The 23,296-nt window shown below is 61.5% G+C and carries 16 protein-coding genes; 7 read left to right on the forward strand and 9 right to left on the reverse strand.

All coding sequences use genetic code 11. From position 1 onward, the window contains the following. Positions 1 to 19: 19 nt before the first annotated feature. Genes ACYZUD_RS04300 through ACYZUD_RS04315 form a run of 4 tightly spaced genes read right to left on the reverse strand, consistent with a single transcriptional unit; the run spans position 20 to position 3,776 of the window. The gene (locus tag ACYZUD_RS04300; RefSeq protein ID WP_462022765.1) at positions 20 to 808 is read right to left on the reverse strand and encodes an ABC transporter permease; all 789 of its coding nucleotides are present in this window, start codon (positions 806 to 808) and stop codon (positions 20 to 22) included. Then, complete coding sequence (locus ACYZUD_RS04305) at positions 805 to 1,647, reverse strand: ABC transporter permease (protein ID WP_462022766.1); 843 nt, start codon at positions 1,645 to 1,647, stop codon at positions 805 to 807. Before ACYZUD_RS04305 ends, ACYZUD_RS04300 begins: the two co-directional genes overlap by 4 nt. Continuing rightward, positions 1,644 to 2,711, reverse strand: coding sequence for an ABC transporter ATP-binding protein (locus ACYZUD_RS04310; protein WP_462022767.1), 1,068 nt, complete (start codon positions 2,709 to 2,711; stop codon positions 1,644 to 1,646). Before ACYZUD_RS04310 ends, ACYZUD_RS04305 begins: the two co-directional genes overlap by 4 nt. Positions 2,712 to 2,726: 15 nt before the next feature. Then, the gene (locus ACYZUD_RS04315) at positions 2,727 to 3,776 is read right to left on the reverse strand and encodes an ABC transporter substrate-binding protein (protein WP_462022768.1); all 1,050 of its coding nucleotides are present in this window, start codon (positions 3,774 to 3,776) and stop codon (positions 2,727 to 2,729) included. A gap of 108 nt (positions 3,777 to 3,884) precedes the next feature. On the opposite strand from ACYZUD_RS04315, the gene ACYZUD_RS04320 reads away from it, so the two are divergent. Then, positions 3,885 to 4,952: a GlxA family transcriptional regulator gene (locus ACYZUD_RS04320; protein ID WP_462022769.1), complete on the forward strand. Its 1,068-nt coding sequence runs from the start codon at positions 3,885 to 3,887 to the stop codon at positions 4,950 to 4,952. A gap of 24 nt (positions 4,953 to 4,976) precedes the next feature. Here the strand turns inward: ACYZUD_RS04320 and ACYZUD_RS04325 are convergent, their stop codons facing one another. Genes ACYZUD_RS04325 through ACYZUD_RS04335 form a run of 3 tightly spaced genes read right to left on the reverse strand, consistent with a single transcriptional unit; the run spans position 4,977 to position 8,951 of the window. Beyond that, entirely contained in the window at positions 4,977 to 7,013 is a 2,037-nt protein-coding gene (locus ACYZUD_RS04325) for an LTA synthase family protein (RefSeq protein WP_462022770.1), read from the reverse strand. 31 nt (positions 7,014 to 7,044) lie between these two features. Next, positions 7,045 to 7,656 carry a hypothetical protein gene (locus ACYZUD_RS04330; protein ID WP_462022771.1) on the reverse strand — a complete coding sequence of 204 codons (612 nt, stop codon included), beginning with the start codon at positions 7,654 to 7,656 and terminating at the stop codon, positions 7,045 to 7,047. After that, a complete protein-coding gene (locus ACYZUD_RS04335) occupies positions 7,653 to 8,951 on the reverse strand; it encodes a sialidase family protein (RefSeq protein ID WP_462022772.1) in 1,299 nt (432 codons plus the stop codon). The genes ACYZUD_RS04330 and ACYZUD_RS04335 overlap by 4 nt, the downstream gene beginning before the upstream one ends. Before the next feature lie 536 nt (positions 8,952 to 9,487). Between ACYZUD_RS04335 and ACYZUD_RS04340 the strand changes: the two genes are divergently transcribed. From ACYZUD_RS04340 to ACYZUD_RS04355, 4 genes are all read left to right on the forward strand, one after another. Continuing rightward, the gene (locus ACYZUD_RS04340) at positions 9,488 to 10,570 is read left to right on the forward strand and encodes a hypothetical protein (protein ID WP_462022773.1); all 1,083 of its coding nucleotides are present in this window, start codon (positions 9,488 to 9,490) and stop codon (positions 10,568 to 10,570) included. Positions 10,571 to 10,658: 88 nt separating this feature from the next. Further along, on the forward strand, positions 10,659 to 13,697 hold the full coding sequence (locus ACYZUD_RS04345; protein ID WP_462022774.1) for a porin: 3,039 nt from the start codon (positions 10,659 to 10,661) through the stop codon (positions 13,695 to 13,697). 10 nt (positions 13,698 to 13,707) lie between these two features. Further along, the gene (locus ACYZUD_RS04350; RefSeq protein ID WP_462022775.1) at positions 13,708 to 17,613 is read left to right on the forward strand and encodes a beta strand repeat-containing protein; all 3,906 of its coding nucleotides are present in this window, start codon (positions 13,708 to 13,710) and stop codon (positions 17,611 to 17,613) included. A gap of 8 nt (positions 17,614 to 17,621) precedes the next feature. Continuing rightward, on the forward strand, positions 17,622 to 19,013 hold the full coding sequence (locus ACYZUD_RS04355) for an argininosuccinate lyase (protein ID WP_462022776.1): 1,392 nt from the start codon (positions 17,622 to 17,624) through the stop codon (positions 19,011 to 19,013). A 113-nt stretch (positions 19,014 to 19,126) separates the two neighbouring features. Here ACYZUD_RS04355 and ACYZUD_RS04360 read toward each other — a convergent pair whose 3' ends face one another. Further along, positions 19,127 to 19,867 (reverse strand): SDR family oxidoreductase, encoded by a 741-nt coding sequence (locus ACYZUD_RS04360; protein ID WP_462022777.1) that lies wholly within the window; start codon positions 19,865 to 19,867, stop codon positions 19,127 to 19,129. Positions 19,868 to 19,966: 99 nt separating this feature from the next. Between ACYZUD_RS04360 and ACYZUD_RS04365 the strand changes: the two genes are divergently transcribed. Beyond that, positions 19,967 to 20,869: an AraC family transcriptional regulator gene (locus tag ACYZUD_RS04365; protein ID WP_462022778.1), complete on the forward strand. Its 903-nt coding sequence runs from the start codon at positions 19,967 to 19,969 to the stop codon at positions 20,867 to 20,869. A 43-nt stretch (positions 20,870 to 20,912) separates the two neighbouring features. On the opposite strand, the gene ACYZUD_RS04370 is transcribed toward ACYZUD_RS04365, so the two are convergent. After that, complete coding sequence (locus ACYZUD_RS04370) at positions 20,913 to 21,743, reverse strand: alpha/beta hydrolase (RefSeq protein WP_462022779.1); 831 nt, start codon at positions 21,741 to 21,743, stop codon at positions 20,913 to 20,915. Between the two features lie 110 nt (positions 21,744 to 21,853). Between ACYZUD_RS04370 and ACYZUD_RS04375 the strand changes: the two genes are divergently transcribed. Continuing rightward, on the forward strand, positions 21,854 to 23,293 hold the full coding sequence (locus tag ACYZUD_RS04375) for an HD domain-containing phosphohydrolase (RefSeq protein ID WP_462022780.1): 1,440 nt from the start codon (positions 21,854 to 21,856) through the stop codon (positions 23,291 to 23,293). The last annotated feature ends 3 nt before the right edge of the window (positions 23,294 to 23,296 follow it).

Consider the following 23,296-nt stretch of genomic DNA (forward strand, 5'->3'; position numbering starts at 1 on the left):
ACGGGATGTACGAGGGGGGTTATTTGCGTTCTGACAAAAGGTCGAGACCGATGCACAGATCGAGAATGATCACGGCAATCACGACGACGACGATGGTTGCGCCGGAGGCGGAGGCGATGGTCGGGTCGACGGTGTACTGCACGTAGTTGAAAAGCTTTACCGGGATGGTGTTCAGGTCCGGGGTCGTGTTGAAGATCGACAACTCCACGTTGATCCAGGACGAGATGAAGGCAAAAATCGACCCGGTGACGATCCCCGGCCGGATCTGCGGCAATACCACAAAGAAGAAGGTGGCCCAGGGTGTGCCGCCCAGATCGCTGGAGGCTTCTTCCAGTGCGCGCTGCTCCGGCGTCAGCATGGACAGCACCGAACGCAGCACGAAGGGCGAGATAATGACCGTGTGGCCGATCAGCAGCGCTAGAAAGCTGCGGGTCAGGCCGAAGTAACCGCCGAACTGCAAGAGTGCCGCGCCCAGTACGATGTGCGGAAACACCAGCGGTGAAGTCAGGGCGGCGAGGATCGCGCCTTTACCGGGAAAGTTGTAACGCGCCATCGCCAGGGCGGCCGGTACGCTGAGCAGCACCGCAACGCCTGTCGCCGCCAGGGCCAGCACGGTGCTGGTGGCGAACGAGGCCACATAGCTCGGGTCGCTGAGCATTTTGCCGTACCAGTCCAGCGTCCAGCCTTGGGGCGGAAACGCGAGGAATGACGAGGCGGTCAAGGAGGTGCCGAGAATCACCACCAGTGGCAGCAGCATGTAACCGAGCACGGCCCAGGCAATCAGTCGAACCAGCATTCGAGTCATCATTGGTTGCTCCCTCGGATGCTGCCGACACGTCCGGCCAGCCCGACCATGACCAGGGTAAAGATCAGCAGCACGACACTCAGTGCGCCGCCGTAGTTGAAGTCGAAGACCGAACTGTATTGCTGGAAAATCAACATCGAGAGCACGGAAATGCGGCCCCCCGAAAGCAGGGCAGGCGTGACGTAGGCACTGGCCGCCAGGGTAAACACCATGATTGAGCCGGAGATGATCCCGGGCATGGTCAGCGGCAACACCACATGAAAAAAGGTGGCCCGAGGACTGGCGCCGAGATCCTCCGAGGCTTGTTCGTAGGCCGGGTCGACCTGCGCCAGAGCGTTGCCGGCTGCCAGCACGATGAAGGGCAGCAGGATGTAAACCATACCGATCAGGATGCCCAGTTCAGTGCCGAGGAAACGTACCGGTGTGTCGATCAGGCCTGTTTCAAGCAGGCTTTGGTTCACCAGCCCCTTGCGTCCCAGCAGCACCATCCAGCCGAACGAGCGGACGATGTTGCTGGTGAACATCGGCACCACCAGCAAGATCACACAGGCCCGACGCCAGGCGCGCCACTTCACGACGCGCACCAGGTACCACGCCAACGGGTAGCCGAGCAGCAACGAGATCAACGTGGTCAGCGCGGCGATGCGGAAGGTCACCAGAATCACATCCCAGTGATATTGATCGCCCAGCACCCTGATGTAGTGGTCCAGCGTGAAAGTCTGATCGGCGCCCTGGGTCAGACTGGCGAAGATCACCACGGCGAACGGTGCAAGAAAGAACGCCGTGAAAAACGCCAATGCTGCAAAGAGCATCAGCAGCGGAGCCAGCGTCTTGCGTTTCATACTTGTTCCCCGATCAAGTGCAGATGAGCGGGATTGAAGCCCAGGCGCACGACACTGCCGGCCATCAGGTCGGCGCTGGGGAAGCCCATGGTGCGAGCCACGATCGGCTGCCCGTCAATCTGCGTATGGATCAGGGTGTGGCTGCCCACGGTGACGATATCGGTCACGGTCCCGTGGATTTCGTAGCAGTTGGCGGTCTCGGGACTCGATGCATCCAGCACCTGCAGATGCTCGGGGCGCAGCACGGCCACCCCGCGTGGCAACAGATTCTTTGCGCTGCTCAACATCGGTTTGTGCCGGATCGCCAGGCGAATTTCACCGTTGTCGCTGGCCTGATAGCCGATCAGGTTGGCCTCGCCGATGAAGTCCGCCACGAAGCGCGAAGCGGGTGCGCTGTAGATCTCGCTGCTGGAGCCCGTTTGTTCGATGCGCCCCGCATTCATCACCACGATGCGGTCGGCGATGGTCATCGCTTCTTCCTGATCGTGGGTGACAAAGATGAACGCGATGCCGAGCTTCGCCTGAAGATGCTTGAGTTCCAGCTGCATGCGCTTGCGCAGTTTCATGTCCAGCGCCGAGAGCGGTTCGTCGAGCAACAGCAGTTTGGGTTTGTTGACGATGGCGCGTGCCAGCGCCACACGCTGCTGCTGTCCGCCGGACATGCCGCGCGGAAAGCGATCTTCCAGCGCTTCCAGACCGACCAGCGCCAGTGCCTCTCGTGCCTGTTGCCGTGCTTCGCTGCGATTGACGCCCTGGCGCCGTGGTCCGTAGGCCACGTTTTCCAGTACGGTCATGTGCGGAAACAGGGCGTAGTTCTGAAACACGGTATTCAGCGGTCGACGGTACGGGGGCAGTCGGCTGACGTCCTGACCATCGATCGCTATCGTGCCGGAGTCGGGCTGCATGAAGCCGGCGATCGAGCGCAGCAAGGTGGTCTTGCCACAACCGCTGGGGCCGAGCAGGACGATGAACTCGCCCTGCTCGATATCCAGATGGATGTTGTCCAGTGCCTGGAACGGCCCAAAGCTTTTGCAGACGCTGTCTATGCTCAACAAAACTGACATTGCAGACCTCTTGAGCTAGTTGGCGGAGACTTTGCGGTTCCAGTCGTTGGTGATGCTCGCGCGCTGCGCGTTGATTTGGGCCCAATCGAACAGGCGCAAGTCGGCAACCGAGCCACCCGCGCCCCACGGCAACTTGCGGGCCACGTCTGCGGAGACTTCCACGCCTTTGACCGCCGGCCCCAGGTAAAGCTTGCCGGCCAGGCAGGACGCCGCTTCCTTGGTCAGCGCGGTATTGATGAATTGCTCGCCGGCCTTGCTGTTACGCGCGCCCTTGATCAGATGCAGGCGAGCGTCAGTGGCCCAGGCGCCTTCCTTGGGAATGGTGAAACCGATGGGCGCGCCCTTATCGATCAAGTCCCAGGCGCCGACGTTGAAGTGCGCGCCGATGATCGCTTCGCCACTCTGGAAGGCATTGGTCGCCGCGCCTGAGCTGTCGAAGAAGAGCGCGGTGTCCAGTGCGCCCAGCTTGGCGTAGACCGGCGCCAGATCGGCTCGGTCTATGCCCCACACATCAGCCATGAAGAATACGAACGGCACCCCGGAGGAGTTGGCCGGCGAGGGCAGGGCAATGGCTCCGGCGTACTCCGGCTTCCACAAATCCTTCCAGCTGGTGGGCGCTTCCGGGACTTCCTTGGTGTTGTAGGTCAGTCCAAGGGAGTAGTAGCCGCTGCTGACGGCAAAGGTGTGGCCCGCATCGGAGTACACCGCTTTATCCACGACGTTCTTCAGGTTGGGAATCGCAGCCGGGTCTAGATCGGCGAGAACGCCGGCGGCATAGGCGAGTTCGCTGATGCCGCCGTCCATCCAGGCTACGTCGATTGTCGGGCTGGATTTTTGCTGCTGGAGTTTGGCCAGGGTGGTGGTTGCGGTGCCGACTTCCGCAGCCACGGGAATCCCGGTGGCTTTCGTGAAAGGTTCTGCAACACAACTGAGGAACGCCTCACCCCAGTTGCCGCCATACAACGCGACGGTCAGCTTTTGCTGTTCCGCCATGGCGCCTTGTGAGGAGATGCAGCCGGCCAGTGCGAGCGCGACTGTGATTTCATTACGAGTCTTCGTTCTCATCTCATGTCCTCTTGGGGCGTTGTTTTAATGTTCCCCGTGTCTGCATCTTGCTCGTAAGGTCGATGCGAGCGCTTGCACTCTGGGGTCTTAAAGTTGAATAGTTAGGTCATGCCCAAAATGACTCAGAACCATCACGACTTCCACGTTGCACCCGATCGGCCCGGAGCCGAGGCGGGTAGTCGTCCGCAATTGTCGGTAGGTTTGGTCCTGCTGGATCAATTCACGCTGGCAGCGTTTTCAGGTTTTGTGGATGTCCTGCGCTTGTCCGGTGACCTGGGGGGCGGCAGTCGGCAGATCCATACAGCATGGCGTGTGATGAGTGTTGACGGATTGCCGCGAACTTCCAGCGCGGGCATCGTGCTTGAGGTGTCCGGGGGGCTGGCGGAGAACCTCGGGGAGTTCGACTATGTGGCCATTTGTGGCGGCAACGATTACCCCAATACCCATTTGCCGAATAACTTGCGTGATTGGTTGCAGCGCGCAGCGAACAGCCGCACACGGTTATTGGGCATCTGCACGGGCACGTTCGCGCTGGCGCAAGCGGGGGTGGTAGGCAATCGTTCGGTGTGCGTGCACTGGAATGTGCTGGATGCGTTCCGCGCACGCTTCCCGAAGACGCCTGCGGCGGTCGATCATCTGTTTATCGACGAGGGTGACCTGATTACCTGCGCCGGCTCAACCGCCGCGATCGACCTGGGCCTGTATCTGGTGGCCCGGCATTGCGGGCGTGAAAAAGCCCAGCAGGCGGTGCGGCACATGATGTTGCAGGGGATTCGCCAAGGGCGGCAGCCACAGGCGCATTTCTATGCAAACCTGGCGGATATCAAGGATGAGCGCGTTCGACAGGCCGCGCACTATATCGAGCAACGCATGGACAGTTTGCCCACGCTGGACGCGATTGCGCGGTATGTAGGGCTTGGGCGGCGGCAGTTGACACGCGCATTCCAGCAGTCGCTGGGGATATCGCCCATGGAGTTTCAACGTTCGTTGCGCGTTGAGTACGGCGGCTGGTTGCTGGTGAACAGTCACAGCAGCATCACTCAGATCGCCATGGATTGCGGCTTTTCTGATGGTGCGCATTTCTCTCGTGAGTTTCGCGCCCGATTTGGCGTGTGCCCGCGTCAATTTCAGCGCCAGGCCGGTTCGTCAGAGGCACCGCGTCTATCTGAACCCTAGACGCGGCCTCGCTGGAACAAGCCGTTACTTGCGCACGTTCTGGTACAGCATCAACCGTGAGGTTTCATGCATGGCCCGGGTCAGCTGGGTCAGGCGCTTGAACTCTTCCGGGTTTTTCTCGGCGACGTTGTCCAGCGGTGTCATCGAGGCCAGGTCGTGCAGGGTCGGCGAGCTGCCGTCGTGCTGCATCTGCACCATGTAGTGCTGAGTAACACCGGCAATGATCGGGAACGTACCTTCACGCAGTACCAGCGGCACCACGCGTTCGCCCTCGGGCGCTGGCTGCTGAATATCCCGGCCCATACCGCTGTTGCGGAACTCAAGGCCGGCCATGCCCGCCACGGTTGGCAGCAAGTCCACCAGGCCGACCGCTTCCTTGACCGTACGCGTGCCGAGCAAGGCCGGTGCGTGGATGATCATCGGTACTGCGTTGCTTTCCAGACCCAGCTGTTCATAGGCCGGTGCCAGGAACGGGATCTGCGCGATACGGGTGTTGTGGTCGCCGAACAGCACGAAAATCGTGTTTTCGTACCAGCCGCCTGCCTTGGCGATTTCCATCAGGCGTCCGATGTTGAAGTCCAGCAGGCGCACGGCGTTGTACTGCTCGACACTGCGCGACCCGGCGGCCTGGACTTCCGCCAGGGTAGGGTGCTTGACCTCGAATCCATCATTGGTCTTGGGAATCGTGAAGGGGCGATGGTTGCCGGCCGTCTGTACATACGCGAAGAACGGCTTGTCCTTGGGCAGCGTTTGCAGGATCTGGTCGGTTTCTTTGAACAGATCCAGATCTGAAATCCCCCAGACGTCCACCACCGGGGATTTCCAGTCCCGCTCGTCGAACAGGCGAACCCCGTCGATGCTCTGCCGGATCAAGGCATTCATGTTGGCCCAGCCGGAGTTGCCACCAATGGTGTAGAGCTTCTCGTAACCGGTGAAGGCATTGATCAGCGTGTGCTGCTGGGTGATCAGCGGATTACGCGTCGCGGTTTCCTGGCGCGTGACGTCCGGGACTCCGCTAATGCTGGCCCAGACGGTTTTTGCCGTGCCGGTCACCGGAACATAGAAGTGCTCGAAGAACCAGCTCTGGGTGGCCAGGCGATCGATATTGGGCGTCGGATTGATCGGGTTGCCATAGGCCCCGACGGCGCTGGTGCCCAGCGATTCAAGCATGACGAACATCACGTTCGGCGGACGGTTACCCGGAACCATGTAGGGTTGTGGCGCCTGGTGACGGACGAAATTGAGGGTTTGCGGATCGGGCTGGTCGACGCCCAGGTAGTTGGCCATGACCGGATAGAGTTCGCGCACTTGCGCTTCGTCATAGCGCGACTGGCCGACCTTGACCGTGTCGTAGAGGAAAATCACCGGGTTCAGGCCCAGCGCGGCAATCTGGTTATTGCCCGAGAAGAATGCATCGCTCCAGCGCAACGGCACAGGGTTTTCAAGGTTCATGTTCTCGACACGACCCAAAATGCCCAGCAGCACCACCACGACCATCACCACGCCACCCCACGTCGCGGCGAGTGGGTGAATGCGTTTGCGGGGGCGGTCCAGCGTCAGGCGTTCCCAGCGCACCAGCGCCAGGGTCACCAGCGCGACCGTTGCCAGCCAGCCCAGTGAAATCCAGATGACCGGGTAGGTTTGCCAGACCATGTCACGGGATATCTGCGCATCCTCGATGAAGCGCAGCACCGTGGCGTTGATCCTCACGCCCAGGTAGGCGTAATGGCCGAAGTCGATGATATAGACCAGCAGCAGGACGCTCAGGATGGCCAGCAGATACACCCGTGTGATGCGGCGAAGCAGGCGGCTGCCGATAAGATTCCAGCGAGGGATCCAGGCCAGCAACGCCAACGGCAGCATGACGAGGATGGCCAGGCGAAGATCGAAACGAAAGCCGATGCCCAGGGTTTCCATGACGGCATTTTCGTCAGTCAGGGCTTTGGCGTCGAAACCGGAAAAGCCGAAAAAGAACACCACCCGCAGCAGGGCAAACAGCGCAAACGCAATCGCTGTTGCGCCTAGCCAGTAATGCAAACGTCTCGAGTGCAGCCAACCCATCCATGTTCCCCTGTCAAAAAGTCATTAAATCTTAAACGGATCTGTGGCGCGCCGAGCCGAGCAGCGTGCTTAGCCGACCATAGGTCCAGCGCGTGGCAAGCACCAGCAATGCCAGGCAGCAATACAGACCCAGCAGCGGATCAACCAGGTAATCCCAATAGTTGTGCGAAGGTTTTATCCCGGCGATGAAGGCCAGGGTCGCGCAGGCCAACATCACCACCGCCAGGCCGTTGCGCAGGTAAAACAGGCCCAGCGTGAGCAGTGCGACGACAATCAACAGGGGGCGTGGGCTGAAACCAAACCGGTAAGGGTCCAGGTCACTCAAGCCCAGGGTCGCCGGGTACAGCACCAGGGCCATGACCGCGAAGATGATCAATACGCCGGTGTGACCTTGTTGCGCCGGCGGGAGGAAACCCAGCCGATACAAACAGCCCCACACCATGAACACCAGGGTGGTGACCGCAAGGTCATCAATGTGGCTACGCAAGTAAGCGGCCAACGACAACCCGTCCAGCGGTATGAAGCTGGCGGCCAGCAAGGCGGCCAACAGCGCGATACGCAAGGCCTTGTTCAAACCGAAAGAGGGCAGCAACAGGAAAATGATCATCGCGAAGCTGACGTGGGCTTGCCATAGATTAATCATTTGAGACGCTCGGACAGCCACGCATCGTTGAAGGTGACGTGCTTGATGAAAGTGTTGTTCCAGGAATAAACCAGGTGATACATCCCGTCGGGACTGCGGATGAAGTAGGGATACTCAAATTCAAACTCACACCCTTGGCTTTTACAGACACGGCCGTCGAGGTTGTTCAGGAACTGTGCCTCCAGCGGTTGGCGCAATGCGCCACTGGAACCGCGGAATTCATTGCCGATGATTTCCTTATAGGCCTCGGGTGAAAACGGAGCGCCCAGCGGATCGGGTGATTTGTCCAGGTCCCGCAACGAGCGCCAGTCATCCATTTTGGCGTCGGTGCCATAAAGACTCAGCTTGAAACGCCCTTCCTGCAGGTCATTGAGCGCCACCAGCAACCCATGTTCCGGCGTCGCGACGGCTGCCAGCGAGGAGTTCGGATTCGATGGATCAAGCGGGTAGGGCTCGCTCCAGGTTTGCCCGGCATCTTCAGTGCGGGTCGCCAGCACACGGTGGTGGATGTTGCCGGCATAACGCAGCAAGGCAATGCCGCGCTGCCCATCCAGCGGAACGACCGTGGGTTGCAATGAGTTATTGCCATGGCTGATGCGGTATTTGTCGATCACATCACCGTCTGCGCTCAAGTACAGGTACTCGGCAAACTTGCCCAGAAATTCGTGGTAGACCGGCAAGCCGATGGAGCCGTCGGCATGAAACACCGGTGCCGACCGGACCAGGGTGCTGATGTTCAGGAAGGGGGACGTGATCAGCTGGCGCGGAGCGGACCAATGGCCACCAAAGTCGTCTGAAACCATCACATTGACTGCGCTACCGGCCCAGCCGCCCATGGACACGGATACATAGAACAGCCACAGGCGATTGTCCGGCGCGAGTGCAACGACCGGGTTGCCCAGTTTCCGGATGTATCGTCGAGTGCCTTGTTGGGTCGAATCCCGAGTCGCCAATACCTGTTCCGCTCCCCACTCGCCGCTGCTTGCGTCGAAACGTGCGGAACGCACCTGAACATCGGCTGCACCTTCGCGTGTGCCGGCGAACCAGACCGCCATCAGGCTACCGTCAGGCAAGGCGGTTACCGCTGAGGAGTGCACGAAGTCCACCAGCCCGGATGAGGCGAAACGGCTGGTATAAATAGGCTTGGCCACCTTGTCAGCCACGGCCATCACCGGACTCATCAGGGCAAAGGAAGAATGCACAGGGGCAGGGTGGGTGAACCAGGCAGCCGCAAAGAGGCAGGAAAGGGCGAGGTATGCACCGAAGGCAGGAAGGCTGGCGAGTGTGATGCGCATAGTTAAGACTGAACATCTCATGGCTCGATCAAGCCGCGTAACGTAACACTCGGTAGACCAATATCGGGTTTTATGACTGCCTAATTTGTAAGCAAATGTGTGTAGCTCGTTGCGGCGTCGGCGAGCAACATCCGATTGGGAGGCTGAGGCGGCCGCATTAGACGGATTGCGTTTCGAATTCTGCGGAATTTATCGGTCATCGCGCCGCTGGTCGCAAAGTCGGGCCCGAACAGAGGCGAGCGGCTGCAGTCCCTGATGCCTTCGACGCAGCAATCCCTGCAATGCGTCGAAACTCGATATTTTTAAAGTATCGAGATCGTTTTTTTATGTATTTTTCATCGATTGGCACCGCTGTTAGGATTCAAAAAAAACAAGAGAAGTGCCTGGCTTCGCGACCGGGAGATCCCACAAACAGTGGGGTGATAACGCTCCGCCGCGAACACATGCCCATCCTGTTTCCGAACAGCCGTACAACGAAAGGGTTAGTTGCATCGAACCGATGCCGCACCGTTCGGAGTATTAGCGCAGAGGGTGCCATGTTCTGTATTTTCAAAAGCCAGCAATCGTCGTTCACCTTTACCAAATCCCTGGCCTCAGTGCTTGGCACCGTGACCCTGGTCGGGGCGATCACATCCTCTCCTATCTCTGAAGCCCAGGGCGAAGTCGTCGGCAAGCGCGTTGACGAATCCTCGCAGATTCTGCGACTGGGCCGCGACAGTGGTGCCTATCCCTTCCGGGTCTACGCCAACGCTGATCTGTATCAACCACCGAAAAGCATCGAGCGCGCGGTGGTGATCCTGCACGGTGTGCAGCGTGATGCCGACAAGTACTTCGAGACCGGCCGCAAGCTGCTGGACAATGCCGGGCTGTCAGCCGACCGGACGCTGTTGCTGGCGCCCAATTTCCTGACCCCGACCGATCCGGGTGTTGGCGATGACATGCCCATGTGGCCTCGTGATAAATGGATGCATGGCATCGAATCACAGTCGGGGCATACCGGTATTTCGGGTTTTAAAGTGCTGGACGATCTGGTCGGTTACTTGTCCGACCGCCAGCGTTTCCCGGCGCTGAAAGAAATCGTCATGGTCAGCCACTCGGCCGGTGCGCAACTGATGCAACGCTACGCGGTGGTCAACAATCTGGACGCCGGGCTCAGGATCAGTGGCATCCACATTCGTTACATCATCGCCCGCCCGTCCAGCTATCTGTACTTCGATGACAACCGCCTGCAAGCAGGGGGATTTTCACCGGTGGTCACGGTGATCTGCCCCAGCTACGGTCGCTATCGTTATGGCCTGGAAGGTGCCCCGGCGTACTTGCAGGCACAGCACTTGTCGGATCAGCAACTGTTCGCCCGGTACGCCGCTCGCGACGTGACTTATCTGGTCGGGGCAAAGGACAACAACCCCAATAGCCGGGTGATGGACAGTTCTTGTGGCGCCAATTTCCAGGGGCAGACACGGGTCGAACGCCAGCTCGTGTACATCGCCTACGAACGCTTCCTGGCGAAAAAATGGCAAACGCCCATCAACCATCCACAACATTCGATCCAGGGGCTGGGGCATAGCGCGCCTCAATTGTTTCGCGACGAAAAAGTCGCCCGCATCATTTTCCCCTGAACACGCGGCTTTATTGATTCAACGCTGACTCGTCACGGCTGTGCGAGTCGGACATGCACGTCCTCGATAAAAATAATAAGAGTGATGTATGAGCAAAAACGATCTGTTCAGCAGGGCGTCGCGGGCCTTTGGGCCCGGCCGTCTGACCTTTCTCGCGGCGGCCTTGATCGCCGCCCAGGCCCAGGCCGATACGCTGCCGTCCTCCGGCACCCTGTTCGATGCCAACCGCGACGCCCTGCGGCCGACCGATAGCGCGCAGCCCGCGACACCAGGCAGCGTGCGTATCGAAAGCCAGGACGCTGAGCCGCAAACCCAGGCTGACGCGGGTGCCGCCTCATCGATGAAGCTTGAGGTTAAAGGATTTACCTTCAGCGGCAACCGTGAAGTCAGCGACGCTCAACTGCAAGCCCAGCTCAAGCCCTACACCCAACGGGTCATGGACCTCAACGGCCTGCGGGAAGCGGCGGCGCAGGTCACTGCGCTGTACCGTGCCCGTGGTTATCTGGTGGCCAGGGCGTATCTGCCGGCCCAGGAAATCCAGAACGGTCAGGTCACTATCGGTGTTCAGGAAGGCGTGATCGGCTCGGTCGTCGCCATGCCGGGACCGAACGTACGCCTGCGCCCCGGCATGCAGCAGCGCTTCGTCGATGCCTTGCAGCCGGGCACGATCATTCGCGAGCAGGACCTGGAGCGGGTGCTGTTGCGTCTGTCCGACATCGCCGGTGTCTCGGTGCGTGCCATTTTACGACCGTCACAGCAGCCGGGCGCTGCGGACATCGTGCTTGAACTCAGTGAGATGACGGCCTTCACTGCTCGCGCGGCCATCGACAACTACGGCAACTATTTCACCGGCTCCAATCGGCTGACGTCCAGCGTCAACCTCAACGATGCCTTCGGGCTGGGTGAAACCTTCACGGTCAACTCGCAGAACTCGTTCGAAGGGCTGGAGATCAAGGGTGTGGGCTTCCAGCAACCGCTGGGTGCCAGCGGCGTGTCCATCGGGGCCAATTACGCGGAACTGGAATACTCGATCGGCAAGAACCTCAAAGCCATCAATGCCGACGGCACCGCCAAGGTGTCTTCGGTATTTCTCAACAGCTCGCTGCTGCGTTCGCGGGATACCAACATCAGCCTCAACCTGTCCGAGGAACATCGTCATTTCGAGGACGAGGCGGGTGATTTCATGGTGAAGAAGTCGGCAGTGTTCCGCAGCGCCGCGCTTTATGGCAATTGGAATGACGGTTGGCACGGCAGCAACCTGTGGAGCCTCGCCTTCGGTGTGGGTGATCTGGAAAAGAACACCGCCGTCGATGCTGCGCTGGACGATTTCACGGCAAAAGCCGCCGGCACCTACAAGAAAACCAACGCATCGTTCAGCCGCCTGCAGACCCTGGGTTACGGCTATTCGCTGTACGGCTCCATCGCCGGGCAGTGGGCCGACAAGAACCTCGACTCTTCGGAAAAACTCAGCCTCGGCGGACCCAATGGCGTGCGTGCCTACCCGGTCGGCGAAGCAGCGGGGGACGAGGGAGTCCTGGGGCGTCTGGAGTTGCGTAAATTCCTCGGCACGTTCCACGGCGCGATTGCCGAGGGCGCGTTGTTCGCCGACGGCGGCAAGGTCCGCGTCAACAAGAATCCCTGGGACAACAGCGAAAACGACCTGACCCGCTACGGCTATGGCGTGGGCGTGAACCTGTATCACAAGGAGTTGGTGATGAACGCCAGCCTGGCGTTTTCGCCGGGGGACAATCCGACCAGCGACGACCGTGCGGCGCGACGCCTGTGGTTCTCGATTTCCGGCTCGCCCCAGGCCTTCGCCGGGCTGGCCAGCGACCTGGGTTCCAAGGGCGAGGATTTCGGCGTGGCCGAAACCCAAACGGTGTTCTACGGCTCGCTGGGTATCGTCCCGGAATACGTCGCCCACCACGGCGCGACAGCGGCCGCGCCCGCCAACCAGAGCCGGTTGGCCACCCCCAACGGGCGCAACATGGCCAGCTACTGGCGGGCTCGCGACAATGTGTCCAACGTCGGTGTGCACAGCGGTTATGCGCTGACCGACGACTGGAACCTGCTGTGGCAGCTGGAGTACGGGATTTCCCTCAACTACACCGGCAGCGACGACCCTTCGGTGGTGCAGTCGGCGTCCCCGAGCGCCAAGCTGCGCAACTCCGGCGCGGCGTTCAACAATGATCAGTTCGGTACGTTGCTGTACGGCATCTGGGACATGCCATTGAAAGAAAGCACCACCGACCTGGACCCGTTCCATGGCAAGACCAGTGCTGCGTATTACAACATCATCGGCTCTCCCGGCTTCAGCACCAGCCTGGCCACCAACGTCAACGGGCCGGCCGGCACCGCTGATGAGTCGAACAACGATGACGCCGCGTTCAACCGGCGCCAGGCCGGTGTCGTGCAGTACTGGACGCCCGAGTGGTATGGCCTGCAACTGAAACTGGCGTACTCCAACAACGGCACCCGTTCCGCCGCCGATGTCGGCAACGGCTACATCTATGGCGGCAGCCTGACCTACACCCATGGCGGCTTTACCGCGATTGTCGCCGCCGAACGGCACGTCGATTATTTCGGCGTCGCTTCGCTGGGGCGCAATGCCCGGGGGGTGGGCAGCACCACGCATGTCACCGACGGTACTTCTTCAGACGACTTCAGTTTGCGTTATGGCCTGGCCTACGACTTCGGCGACACCAAGCTGTCGCTGATCGCCGACGACTTGTCCTATTCCGAAGACGGCGTGATCAACAACAGCACCACCTCCAGCGACCTGTCCGAATACCGCCGCCGCGCCTACCTGGTCGGTATCTCCCACAACATCGGCGCGTGGCAGTTGCGGGCCAGTTACGCCAAGGCGTTGCCGGGCGAGTGCTCGATGATCGCCGCCCGCGAAATCGACTGCGACACCCACGGCATGGGCGCGACCCAATACGCCGTGGGTGCCACTTACAAACTGACCAAGAACACCGATCTGTTCGGTCAGTACGTGGTGCTGAAAAACCAGTCCCTGGCCAACTACAACTTTGCGCTGACCGGGGTTTACGCCGCCAGCGGTTACGCGCCTGGCGCCGGCACCACCATCAGTGCCATCGGCACCGGCATCAACTATTCATTCTGAGGAGAAGGCTGTGAGCAACGTTCGATCAAACCGCACCAGTCGCCAGAGGCTGCCGCGTCTCAAACCCCTCAGCCATGCCGTGCTGTGCGCGATTTACAGCCTGGCGCCGTTGCCGGCCCTGGCGCTGGACAGCAACGCGCTGCCCACGAACGGTCAGGTCGTTGCCGGCAGCGCCACCGTCAGCAGCAACGGCAACGTGATGAACGTCAACCAGGGCAGTGATCGCGCGATCATCACCTGGAATACGTTCAATATCGGCAGTGGTGCACAGGTCAACTTTTACCAGCCGGGTACTTCGTCGGTAGCCCTGAACCGGGTGACCGGCAGCGATGGCTCGCAGATCCTCGGCCAGTTGAATGCCAACGGCCAGGTGTTTCTGATCAACCCGTCCGGCGTGCTGTTCGGTGCCGGTTCGATGGTCAACGTTGGCGGGTTGGTGGCCAGCTCGCTGGACATTTCCAGCAGCGATTTTCTGGCCGGACGCAACGTGTTCTCCGGCAAAAGCCAGGGGGCCGTGATCAACCAGGGCGTGATCACCGCCGGTGACGGCGGCAGTGTCGCACTGCTCGGTGCCCAGGTGCGCAACGAAGGCACCGAGGTTGCCCGGTTGGGTTCGGTGGTGCTGGGCGGCGGTGAAAAAATCACCCTGGACCTCAATGGCGACGGCTTGATCAACCTGGAAGTCAACGACCCGGCAATCGGTGCCAGTGTCGTTAACCGGGGGCTGTTGCAGGCCAACGGCGGGTTGGTGGCCCTCAGTGCCCGCGATTCCCAGGCCATGCTCAGCAACGTGGTGAACAACGAAGGGGTGATCGAGGCCCGCAGTCTGCAGCAACGCAATGGCCGTATCGTGCTCGATGGCGGCAGCCACGGCGTGGTGGTCAACAGCGGCACCCTGGACGTGTCCGGGCGCAACAGCGGCGAGCGGGGCGGCAATGTCAGCATGACCGGTGAATACGTCGGCCTGTTCGACAGCGGCCGGATCAACGCCGATGGTGATGTGGCGGGCGGCACCGTGCTGCTGGGCGGCGACTATCAGGGCAGCAACGGCGTTCACCAGGCAACGTCCACCTTCGTGGGCAGCGACGCCCGCATCAGTGCCGATGCCCTGAGCAACGGCAATGGCGGTAAAGTCATTCTCTGGTCGCTGGACAGTACGCAGTTCCATGGTGGCATCAGCGTCAAAGGCGCTGGCAGCCAGGGCCGTGGCGGGTTGGTGGAAACCTCCGGGCATGCCCTGGAAGTCACCGGCATCGTTGACCTCAGTGCGGTGTCGGGCAAGGGCGGCACCTGGCTGATTGACCCGTTCAACATCAATATCACCGCGCCCGCCAGTGCTGGCGGCGCCACCAGCACCAGCCCGTTTACCTCAAGTGGCGCCAGCAGTTCCAACCTCAGCTCGGCGGTACTGAACGCGTCGTTGTCCGAAGGGGCGAACGTTATTGTGCAAACGACATCGGTGGGCGGTACGTCCGGCGATATCAACGTGCTGGACAACGTCAAGGGCGTCGGCAACGCGACACTGACGTTGCAGGCCCACCGCAACATCGTGATGACCAATACCAGCATCAGTAACGGCAACGGCAAGACGCTGAATGTGTCGCTGTATTCGAACTACAACAACACCGGCAACGGCTCGGTGGCGTTGAGCAATGCCACCATCAGCACCAACGGCGGCAACCTCACCATCAGCGGTGCGGTGCAGCCGAACCAGTCCTGGGCCAGCACCAACGTCAGCAATGGCAACGGTATTTCCCTGAGCAACGGCACACGCATCACCACCAGCGGCGGCAACGTCACGCTGCGCGGCGCCACATCGTCGACCCTGGCGGCCGGCTCCACCGCGACGGCGGTGAACATTCGCGGCAGCAGCATTGATGCCGGTGGCGGCAACATCAGCATCACCGCGCTGCAAGCGAGCACCAGCGGAACCGGCGATGCGTTTGTCCTGACCGCTGGCAGCAGCCTGCTCACCACGGGCATCGGTTCGATCACGGTCGACAGCACTAACCTGGGCAGCGGCAACGCGACACGAATTTTCAGCACCAACAACAGCATCGCCGCCACCGGTTCCGGGGATGTGACCCTGCGCGGCAATGCCTCCTCAGGTTATGGCGTGCTGGTCTGCGCGACGGGCGCGTCCTCCACGCAGAGCCTGAGCGTCGGCACGGGGACGCTGACGGTCCAGGGCAATAGCGCAACGGGCCGGGGCGTTTACCTGGCCGCGTCGGGTGACGGCGCCGTCAACCTGAGTTCCGCGCAGGGCGGCGATATCGTTCTGGACGGCCACAGCAACGCGAGTTACGGCACGATCCTCAACTCCACCGGCGCCACGTCGTCGATCAACCTCACCACCGATGGCAACATCACTCTTTCCGGTACCACGGAGGGTGGCACCACACCGGCCCTGGCGCTGATCGCATCGGGCAGTGGCACGGCGACGACGCCGGGCGCGGGTATCAACATTGCCAGCAGCAGTGGTGATGTCCTGCTCAAGGCCAATCACAATACCGTGAGCACCTCGAGTGGCTCGTTCAAGGCCTTGTCGCTGGATGCCGGTGGTGATTATTCGACGATCCGCGTCTCGACCCAGACGGGTAACCTGACCCTGGATGGCACCAGCGTGTCCGGGCGTGGTGTCGACATTGCGCCGTCGGGCGCCAACGCCTCCATCGACCTGTCGACCGGCAGCGGCGACATCAACATCATCGGCAAAAGCACCACGTCCTTCGGTGGCTACGGGATTTTCTTCAACTCCACCGGCAACTCCAAAGGCGTCAACGTCAGCAGCGGTTCCGGCGACATCACCTTGCGCGGTGATTCGGTGGGGACCTCGGATGCCATCGCGCTGGGCGGCAGCACGGGTAAGGGTGTTTCCAGCAACCGGATTACCTCCCAGGGCGGCGACATCACCCTGATCGGCAACTTCCACTCGCCCAACAGTGCGGAGCTGGACCACGGCATCGCCATCCTCGCCGTCAACAACATCCTGCAAACCACCGGCGACGGCAACCTGACCCTGATCGGCAATGCCACCGATGCGGGCAGCGGCGTCGAGGTCTACGGCAATGGCAAGGCGCAGCTCAGTGTCGAAAACGGCGCATTGAGCATCACCGGCAGGAGCGGTGCGGGCGATGGCATCGGCTTGTTGACCGGGCAAAACGTGATCCAGGCAACCGGCACCGGTTCGGTCGCACTCACCGGGCAATCCCGTGGCGGGGTCGGCCTCAATATCTACCCGTCAGGCAGTAGCAGTTCGCTGACGCTGTCGACCGTCAGTGGTGATCTTTCCCTGACTGGCACCAGTGCGGCCACGTCCTCTGGGGCTGGCCTGAGTATTCGCAGCGGCGCCTCGGGGCCGGCCAACGGGGTGAAAATCCTGTCCGGCAGTGGCGACATTCGCTTGTCGGGGACCGCGCAAGGCAGCGGCGACGGGATTGCCTTCAGTGCTTCCAGTGCCAACGGCTACAACAGCGTGGCCACGGGGGCCGACGGCAACCTCAGCCTCATCGGTAGAAGCGCCAGCGGCGCGGCGTTGAGCTTCGACGACGGCAATAACAACCTGCAGGTCGCCGACGGTTTGTTGCTGGTGGATGTTGATACGCCGACCGGCAACTACATCACCCACACGGACGACACCACCAACCTGTCCGCCAGCGGCAGCGGCGCCGTGGTGATTTCACGCGGTGGCCTGGTCAACAGCAGCCTGTTCGACGTCGCCACCGCGCCGACCACCCAATACATGCAAATGCAGATGGCCCAGGGCGTCTGGAGCCAGCCGCTGAACCCCGATTACCACCTCACAGCCATGGGCAGCGTTGCCGACCAGGTGAATATCGATGTTGCGCAATGGCCCGACATCGCTGCCGCCGACACGGCCGGTCCCCGTTCTTCCAGCAAAACCGAGCGAGAGTAACCCCCCCAATGAACTATTCCCAAACCCCTCTGCGTCTGGCTATTCGCATGGCCCTGTTGCCGCTGGCGTTGAGCATTTCCCTGGGCAGCGTCCAGGCAGCCGAGAAGAAAGAAGTCCACGACTACTTCTACTACCTGGGCGAAATGAACAAGGCGTCCACGGTGATGGTCATCGAAAACAACATCGTGCCCAAGGACCTGGGCAAGAAGATCGTTTCGGCGGTCGATCAGGTGATCAAGGACGGCGACAAGCCCGGGGCCGAGCGTCCGGCGGACTATCTGGACTACGAGCCGCTGATTCTCAAACTGGCCGGCCCCGATGGCTCGCGCATGCATTCGGGCCGCAGCCGTCAGGACATCCTATCGACGACGCGTCGCCTGATGCAGCGTGAGCGTGCGCTGAACCTGCTGGAGTCGATGAATCAGACGCGGGCCGCGTTCCTCGATCTGGCGCAGAACCACATCGACACCATCGTCCCGGCCTACACCAATGGCGTTCAGGCGCAACCCACCACCTATGCCCATTACCTGCTGGGCTTCACCTCGGTGTTCGATCGCGACACCGAGCGGCTGCAACAGGCCTATGCGCGCCTCAACCTGAGCCCGCTGGGCAGCGCGGCGCTGGGCACTTCCAGTTTTCCGGTGGACCGCAAGCGGTTGTCGGACCTGCTGGGTTTCGATGCGCCGGTTGAAAACTCCTATGACGCAACGCAACTGGCGGCCCTCGACACCGGCATGGAGCTGACCGGCGTGTGCAGCAGCGCCGCACAAACCATCGGCCTGATGGTGCAGGACATGCACATCCAGTATCACCAGCCTTATCCGTGGATCATGATCCAGGAAGGCCATTTGACCGGCACCAGCAGCATCATGCCGCAGAAGCGCAACCCGTATGTGCTCAACCGCCTGCGCCTGCAAGCCAGTGACATCGTCGGTGGAGCGGTCACGTACGAATTTGAAGGCCACAACGTGTCGTCGGGCATGCCGGACTACAAGCGTGACCAGGTGGAGAAAACCCTCGACCAGACCACCCAGGCCTTCGACTTGATGACTGATATGCTGGGCAACCTGATCATCGACAAGAAGCGCGCCTTGCAGGAAGTCGACGCCGACTACTCGACCACCACCGAGCTGGCCGATACGCTGCAACGCGAGTCTGATGTACCGTTTCGCGTAGGTCATCACTTTGCCTCGGACCTGGTCAGCTACGGGCGTCTGAACAAGATCAAGCCTGCCGACATCCCGTTCGACCAGGTGCGCGTCATCTACGGCAAAGCGCTGCAAGCGTTTAACATGCAAGGCTCGCAGTTCCCGCTGACCGAGGCCCGGTTCCGCGAGGCACTGACGGCGCAGAACATGGTCGGTGCCAGCAAGGGGCTGGGCGGGCCTGGCGTTCTCTGACTCGTGTGGCATGCCGGCCAGCTTCGCCAATGGCGTGTTCGTCGGCGAACACGGCTCGTGGAACCGTAACCTACAGGCGGGCTACAAGGTGATGTTTATCCCGTTCGGCGTGGCTAGCGCAATTCGCTTAGCGCGATTGCGTCTGCACCGGCCGGGAAGCGCAGTTGTCCCGTCGTATCGTTTGCCGCACGCCACACGGCCTCGGCCACGTCACCCTCAGTGGTGACCGCCGAACCACCGAGCGAACTGAAGATACCTTGCGCAATCGGCGCATAGCGCTCCGGAATCAGCCCCGCCATGCGTGCCTCGCCGTTGGCAGTAAAGCGTGTGGTCGGGGCATAACCCGGTTCGACCAGTTTTACCTGCACATTGAAAGCCTCGAGTTCGAGGGCCAGTGAACCGGTAAACCCTTCGATGGCCTGCTTGCTGGCCGTATAGACGGCGACCATCGGCATCGGCGCGAGCGTCGCGCTGGAGGTGACATTGATCACGACACCGGAACGCCGGGCACGGAACAGGGGCAGTACGGCCTGAGTCATGGCCATCACCCCAAAGGTATTGGTTTCGAACAGCTCGCGCGTGGTCGCCATGGGCGTAGCTTCGAACGCACCGAACAGGCCGATGCCGGCGTTGTTGACGAGCACGTCGATGGGGCCGCTGGCTTCGAGCACGGCAGCAATGCTTTCAGGTTTCGTCACGTCCAGCGCCAGCACTCGCAGGCGATCGGACTGAGGCAGGACGTCTTCGCGCGGCGTGCGCATGGTGGCGATCACGTTCCAGCCCTGGGCATGGAAATGACGCGCAGTCTCAAGGCCATAGCCGGACGAGCAACCGGTGATCAGAACAGTCTTCATTGGATATCTTCCGGGTGGTTTATGTGGCAGCCACGATAGCGACCGTAGGCAGGACTCTCTATAATCGCCAGTCCATCATTCATTCGTGTTAGTCCATACATGAGCGATCCTCTGTCCGATGTCATCGCATTGCTCAAGCCTCGGGCCGTGTTCTCCAAGGGCATCAGCGGCGCCGGTCTTTGGGGTGTGCGTTACTCGGCGTTCGGCCTGCCGAGCTTCTGCGCCGTCCTCGAAGGAAGCTGTCGTCTCGCCGTAGACGGGCAAGAACCCCTGACCTTGGAAGCGGGTGATTTCCTGCTGTTGCCGAAGACACCCGGATTCACCCTGTCTGGCTTCGATCCGGTCGAGCCCGTGCCTATCGATCCGCTGCAAGGTGCCACGCAGACCGCCGAGCTGCGCCACGGCAACCCTGAAGGGCCGCCCGACGTGCGCCTGCTCGGTGGCCATTTCGTCTTCGAATCCGCCGAAGCCGATTTGCTGGCGGCGATGCTGCCGGCGCGGTTGCATGTGCGGGGCGTCGAGCGTCTTTCGACACTGGTGCGGCTGGTTCGCGAGGAGTCGATGGAGCAAGGCTCCGGGCGCGAACTGATCCTCACCCGCTTGGTGGAGGTGCTGCTGATCGAAGCGCTGCGTTCGACATCCAATGAGCACACGCCGCCGGGGCTTCTGCGCGGGCTGGCTGATCCGCGTCTTTCGGCGGCCCTGCGGCAGATGCATGGCAATATTTCGCAGGCGTGGACGGTGCCTCAACTGGCGGACATCGCGGCGCTTTCGCGTTCGGCTTTCTTCAAGCGCTTCACGTATACCCTCGGCCAGGCGCCGATGGAATATCTGCTGGCCTGGAGGATGGTCGTCGCCAAGGATCTGCTGCACCGCACGGAGATCGGCATGGACGAGGTGGCCGAGCGGGTCGGTTACCGTTCAGCGAGTGCATTCAGTACGGCGTTCAGTCGGCATGTGGGCCTGCCGCCGAGTCATTATGCAAAAAGGCGCGCGCCATAACGGCGCGCGCCTTTTTCGGTTTTAGGGTATTTGGGCGGTCGGCTCAAACCCCGTTCTTGGTGTTTTGCGGGCCGCGTGGCTGCGACGTTGCATCCGCCACGTCCGGGGTCTTGTCCTGGGTCTTGTGGACCGCCTGGATGATGACCTTGGCCACGTCGCCAGGGCGCGACTGCTGCGGCACATGGCTGGCCTCGACTTCGGTGACTTGTGCACCGATTTTCTTGGCGAGCGCACGTTGCAGATCGGGTTGGATCATGCGGTCCTCGCGGGCGACGACGAACCAGCTCGGCTTGTTCTTCCAGGCCGCGACGGTGGTTTTGTCGTCGAATGCCGAGGCGCGGATCGGTCCTTGTGTGGCGGCCATGACGGCGGTTTGTTCAGGCGGCAGATCCTGAGCGAAGCCGGTGGCCATGCCTTTGGCGGTCATGTATAGATAGCCGTTTTTGTCGGGGGCGATTTCGCTCACGCCGGACGGCGCGGGGTAGTCCTTGCCCACCTCTTTGCTGGCTTGACCGGCATCCGGGGCGAAGGCGGCGACGTACACCAGGCCACGGACTTTCTTGTCGGTGCCGGCCTGACTGATCACGGTGCCACCCCAGGAGTGTCCAACCAGCACGACGTCGTTGTCCTGGTTATTCAAGACGCGCTGAGTGGCCGCCACGTCGTCGGCCAGGGAGGTCAGCGGGTTCTGCACCACGGTGACCTTGATGCCTTCGGCCTGCAACAGCGGTACGACCTTGGCCCAGTCGGAGCCGTCGGCGAAGGCGCCGTGCACGATCACCACCGAGGGTTGCGGGGTGGCGGCATGGCTGGCGACGGTGAACAGTGAAGTCGTCATGGCGAGTGCGAGGGCGATAGCCTTGGGTTTGAACATGGTGAGATCTCCTGTGTTTGGTGAGCCCAGTTTCAGCAATACTCGGATGTTCCGGTATCGGTCGTTTATCCGAGGCCAGGCAAAATTCACGCGAAGGGATGGAGCGCTTTATGGTGGGGAATGACGGCATCGAGCTGGAGAGTGCGATCCTGGCGTTGTCCATGGTGGGCGACCTGAGCATGGGGCAGCCCTTCGACCAGTCACGCCGCACGGCGCGGCTGGTGCAGTTGCTCGCACAATCCTGCAACGGTGCGGGTGAACACACCGAGGTCGCGCGGCAAGTGGCCTTGCTGCGCTGGTCGGGGTGTACCGCCAATGCCGAAGGCTTCACCCGTCTGCTGGGCGATGATGTCGAGGGCCGCAACGCCATGCTCAGCCAGACGCTGGGGGCAGCCGGCCTGCGTGCCATGCGCAAGTCGGCGCCTCTGGCTCAGGTGCATTGCGAGGTGTCGGGTGACATCGCGCATACGTTGGGCCTGAGTGCGCCGGTCGAACTGGGGCTGCGGCATGTGTTCGAGCAGTTCGACGGTGAAGGCAAACCCTTTGGTTTGCGCCATCCCGAAGTGCCGGAGGTGGTGTATCAGGTGTTGCTGGCGGGGGACCTGGAAATCCTCTCGCGGGTTCACGGACTCGACGCTGCACTGGAATGGATTGCGACCAAGGGTAATCGCCGTTATCCGGCATCGCTGGCCGCCGAGCTCTCGCGAAATGCCGAGGACTGGTTGCAAGCGTTGCGTGAGCCAGACGTTGCTCTTGCCGAGCCCCGTGAAGACGCAGTGAAAGTACCGCTCACGCTGGTAGGCGACGTGATCGACCTCAAGTTGCCCTGGCTGGCGGGTTACTCGCGTCGGTCGGCCGAGCTTGTACGGGAAGCCGCCAGGCTCTGGGGGCTTTCGGAGCAGTCAGCCGAGCAGACAGGGAAGGCTGCGCTGGTGCATGGCATCGGTCGGGCGGCGGTTTCCAACCGAATCTGGAACACGGCAGGCGCTCTGCTGGATGGCGATCTCGAACAAGTACGCCTGGTACCTTACTGGACGTCGCGCGCATGCAGCCAGATACCCGAGCTGGCGGTACCGGGGCGACTGGCTTCCAACGCTTACGAACGACTGGATGGCAGCGGCTACTTTCGCGGTCTCGATGGCGACGCCCTGCAACCCGAACATCGTTTGCTGGCGGCAGCCCTGGCCTGGCAGGCGTTGTGCTCCGGGCGCCCTTGGCGACCGGCCTTCAGTGAAAATGACGCGGCGCGTGTCTTGCTCGACGAAGCCGCTCAGGGGCGCTTCGACCCTCGGGCCTGCCAGGCGGTCATCGCTGCGGCGCGAGGCGAGAGCGCTGTGGCGGCCTGTAAGGAAAGCAGCAGCCCGTTGACCGAGCGTGAGACGCAAATCCTGCGCGGCATCAGCATGGGCGGGAGCAACAAAGAGGTGGCGCGCCAGCTCGGCATCAGCCCGAGCACGGTGCGCACCCATGTCGAGAGCGTGTTCCGCAAATTGCAGTGCACCACCCGCGCGGCTGCGACGCTGAAGGCGCTGACCCTGGGGCTGATATGAGCC

This window comes from Pseudomonas sp. XS1P51, from assembly GCF_054897845.1.

Coding starts and splice junctions, on each gene's coding strand:
- ACYZUD_RS04300 (WP_462022765.1), bottom strand. CDS start 808: ATGATGACTCGAATGCTGGTTCGACTGATTGCCTGGGCCGTGCTCGGT.
- ACYZUD_RS04305 (WP_462022766.1), bottom strand. CDS start 1,647: ATGAAACGCAAGACGCTGGCTCCGCTGCTGATGCTCTTTGCAGCATTG.
- ACYZUD_RS04310 (WP_462022767.1), bottom strand. CDS start 2,711: ATGTCAGTTTTGTTGAGCATAGACAGCGTCTGCAAAAGCTTTGGGCCG.
- ACYZUD_RS04315 (WP_462022768.1), bottom strand. CDS start 3,776: ATGAGAACGAAGACTCGTAATGAAATCACAGTCGCGCTCGCACTGGCC.
- ACYZUD_RS04320 (WP_462022769.1), top strand. CDS start 3,885: ATGCCCAAAATGACTCAGAACCATCACGACTTCCACGTTGCACCCGAT.
- ACYZUD_RS04325 (WP_462022770.1), bottom strand. CDS start 7,013: ATGGGTTGGCTGCACTCGAGACGTTTGCATTACTGGCTAGGCGCAACA.
- ACYZUD_RS04330 (WP_462022771.1), bottom strand. CDS start 7,656: ATGATTAATCTATGGCAAGCCCACGTCAGCTTCGCGATGATCATTTTC.
- ACYZUD_RS04335 (WP_462022772.1), bottom strand. CDS start 8,951: ATGCGCATCACACTCGCCAGCCTTCCTGCCTTCGGTGCATACCTCGCC.
- ACYZUD_RS04340 (WP_462022773.1), top strand. CDS start 9,488: ATGTTCTGTATTTTCAAAAGCCAGCAATCGTCGTTCACCTTTACCAAA.
- ACYZUD_RS04345 (WP_462022774.1), top strand. CDS start 10,659: ATGAGCAAAAACGATCTGTTCAGCAGGGCGTCGCGGGCCTTTGGGCCC.
- ACYZUD_RS04355 (WP_462022776.1), top strand. CDS start 17,622: ATGAACTATTCCCAAACCCCTCTGCGTCTGGCTATTCGCATGGCCCTG.
- ACYZUD_RS04360 (WP_462022777.1), bottom strand. CDS start 19,867: ATGAAGACTGTTCTGATCACCGGTTGCTCGTCCGGCTATGGCCTTGAG.
- ACYZUD_RS04365 (WP_462022778.1), top strand. CDS start 19,967: ATGAGCGATCCTCTGTCCGATGTCATCGCATTGCTCAAGCCTCGGGCC.
- ACYZUD_RS04370 (WP_462022779.1), bottom strand. CDS start 21,743: ATGTTCAAACCCAAGGCTATCGCCCTCGCACTCGCCATGACGACTTCA.
- ACYZUD_RS04375 (WP_462022780.1), top strand. CDS start 21,854: ATGGTGGGGAATGACGGCATCGAGCTGGAGAGTGCGATCCTGGCGTTG.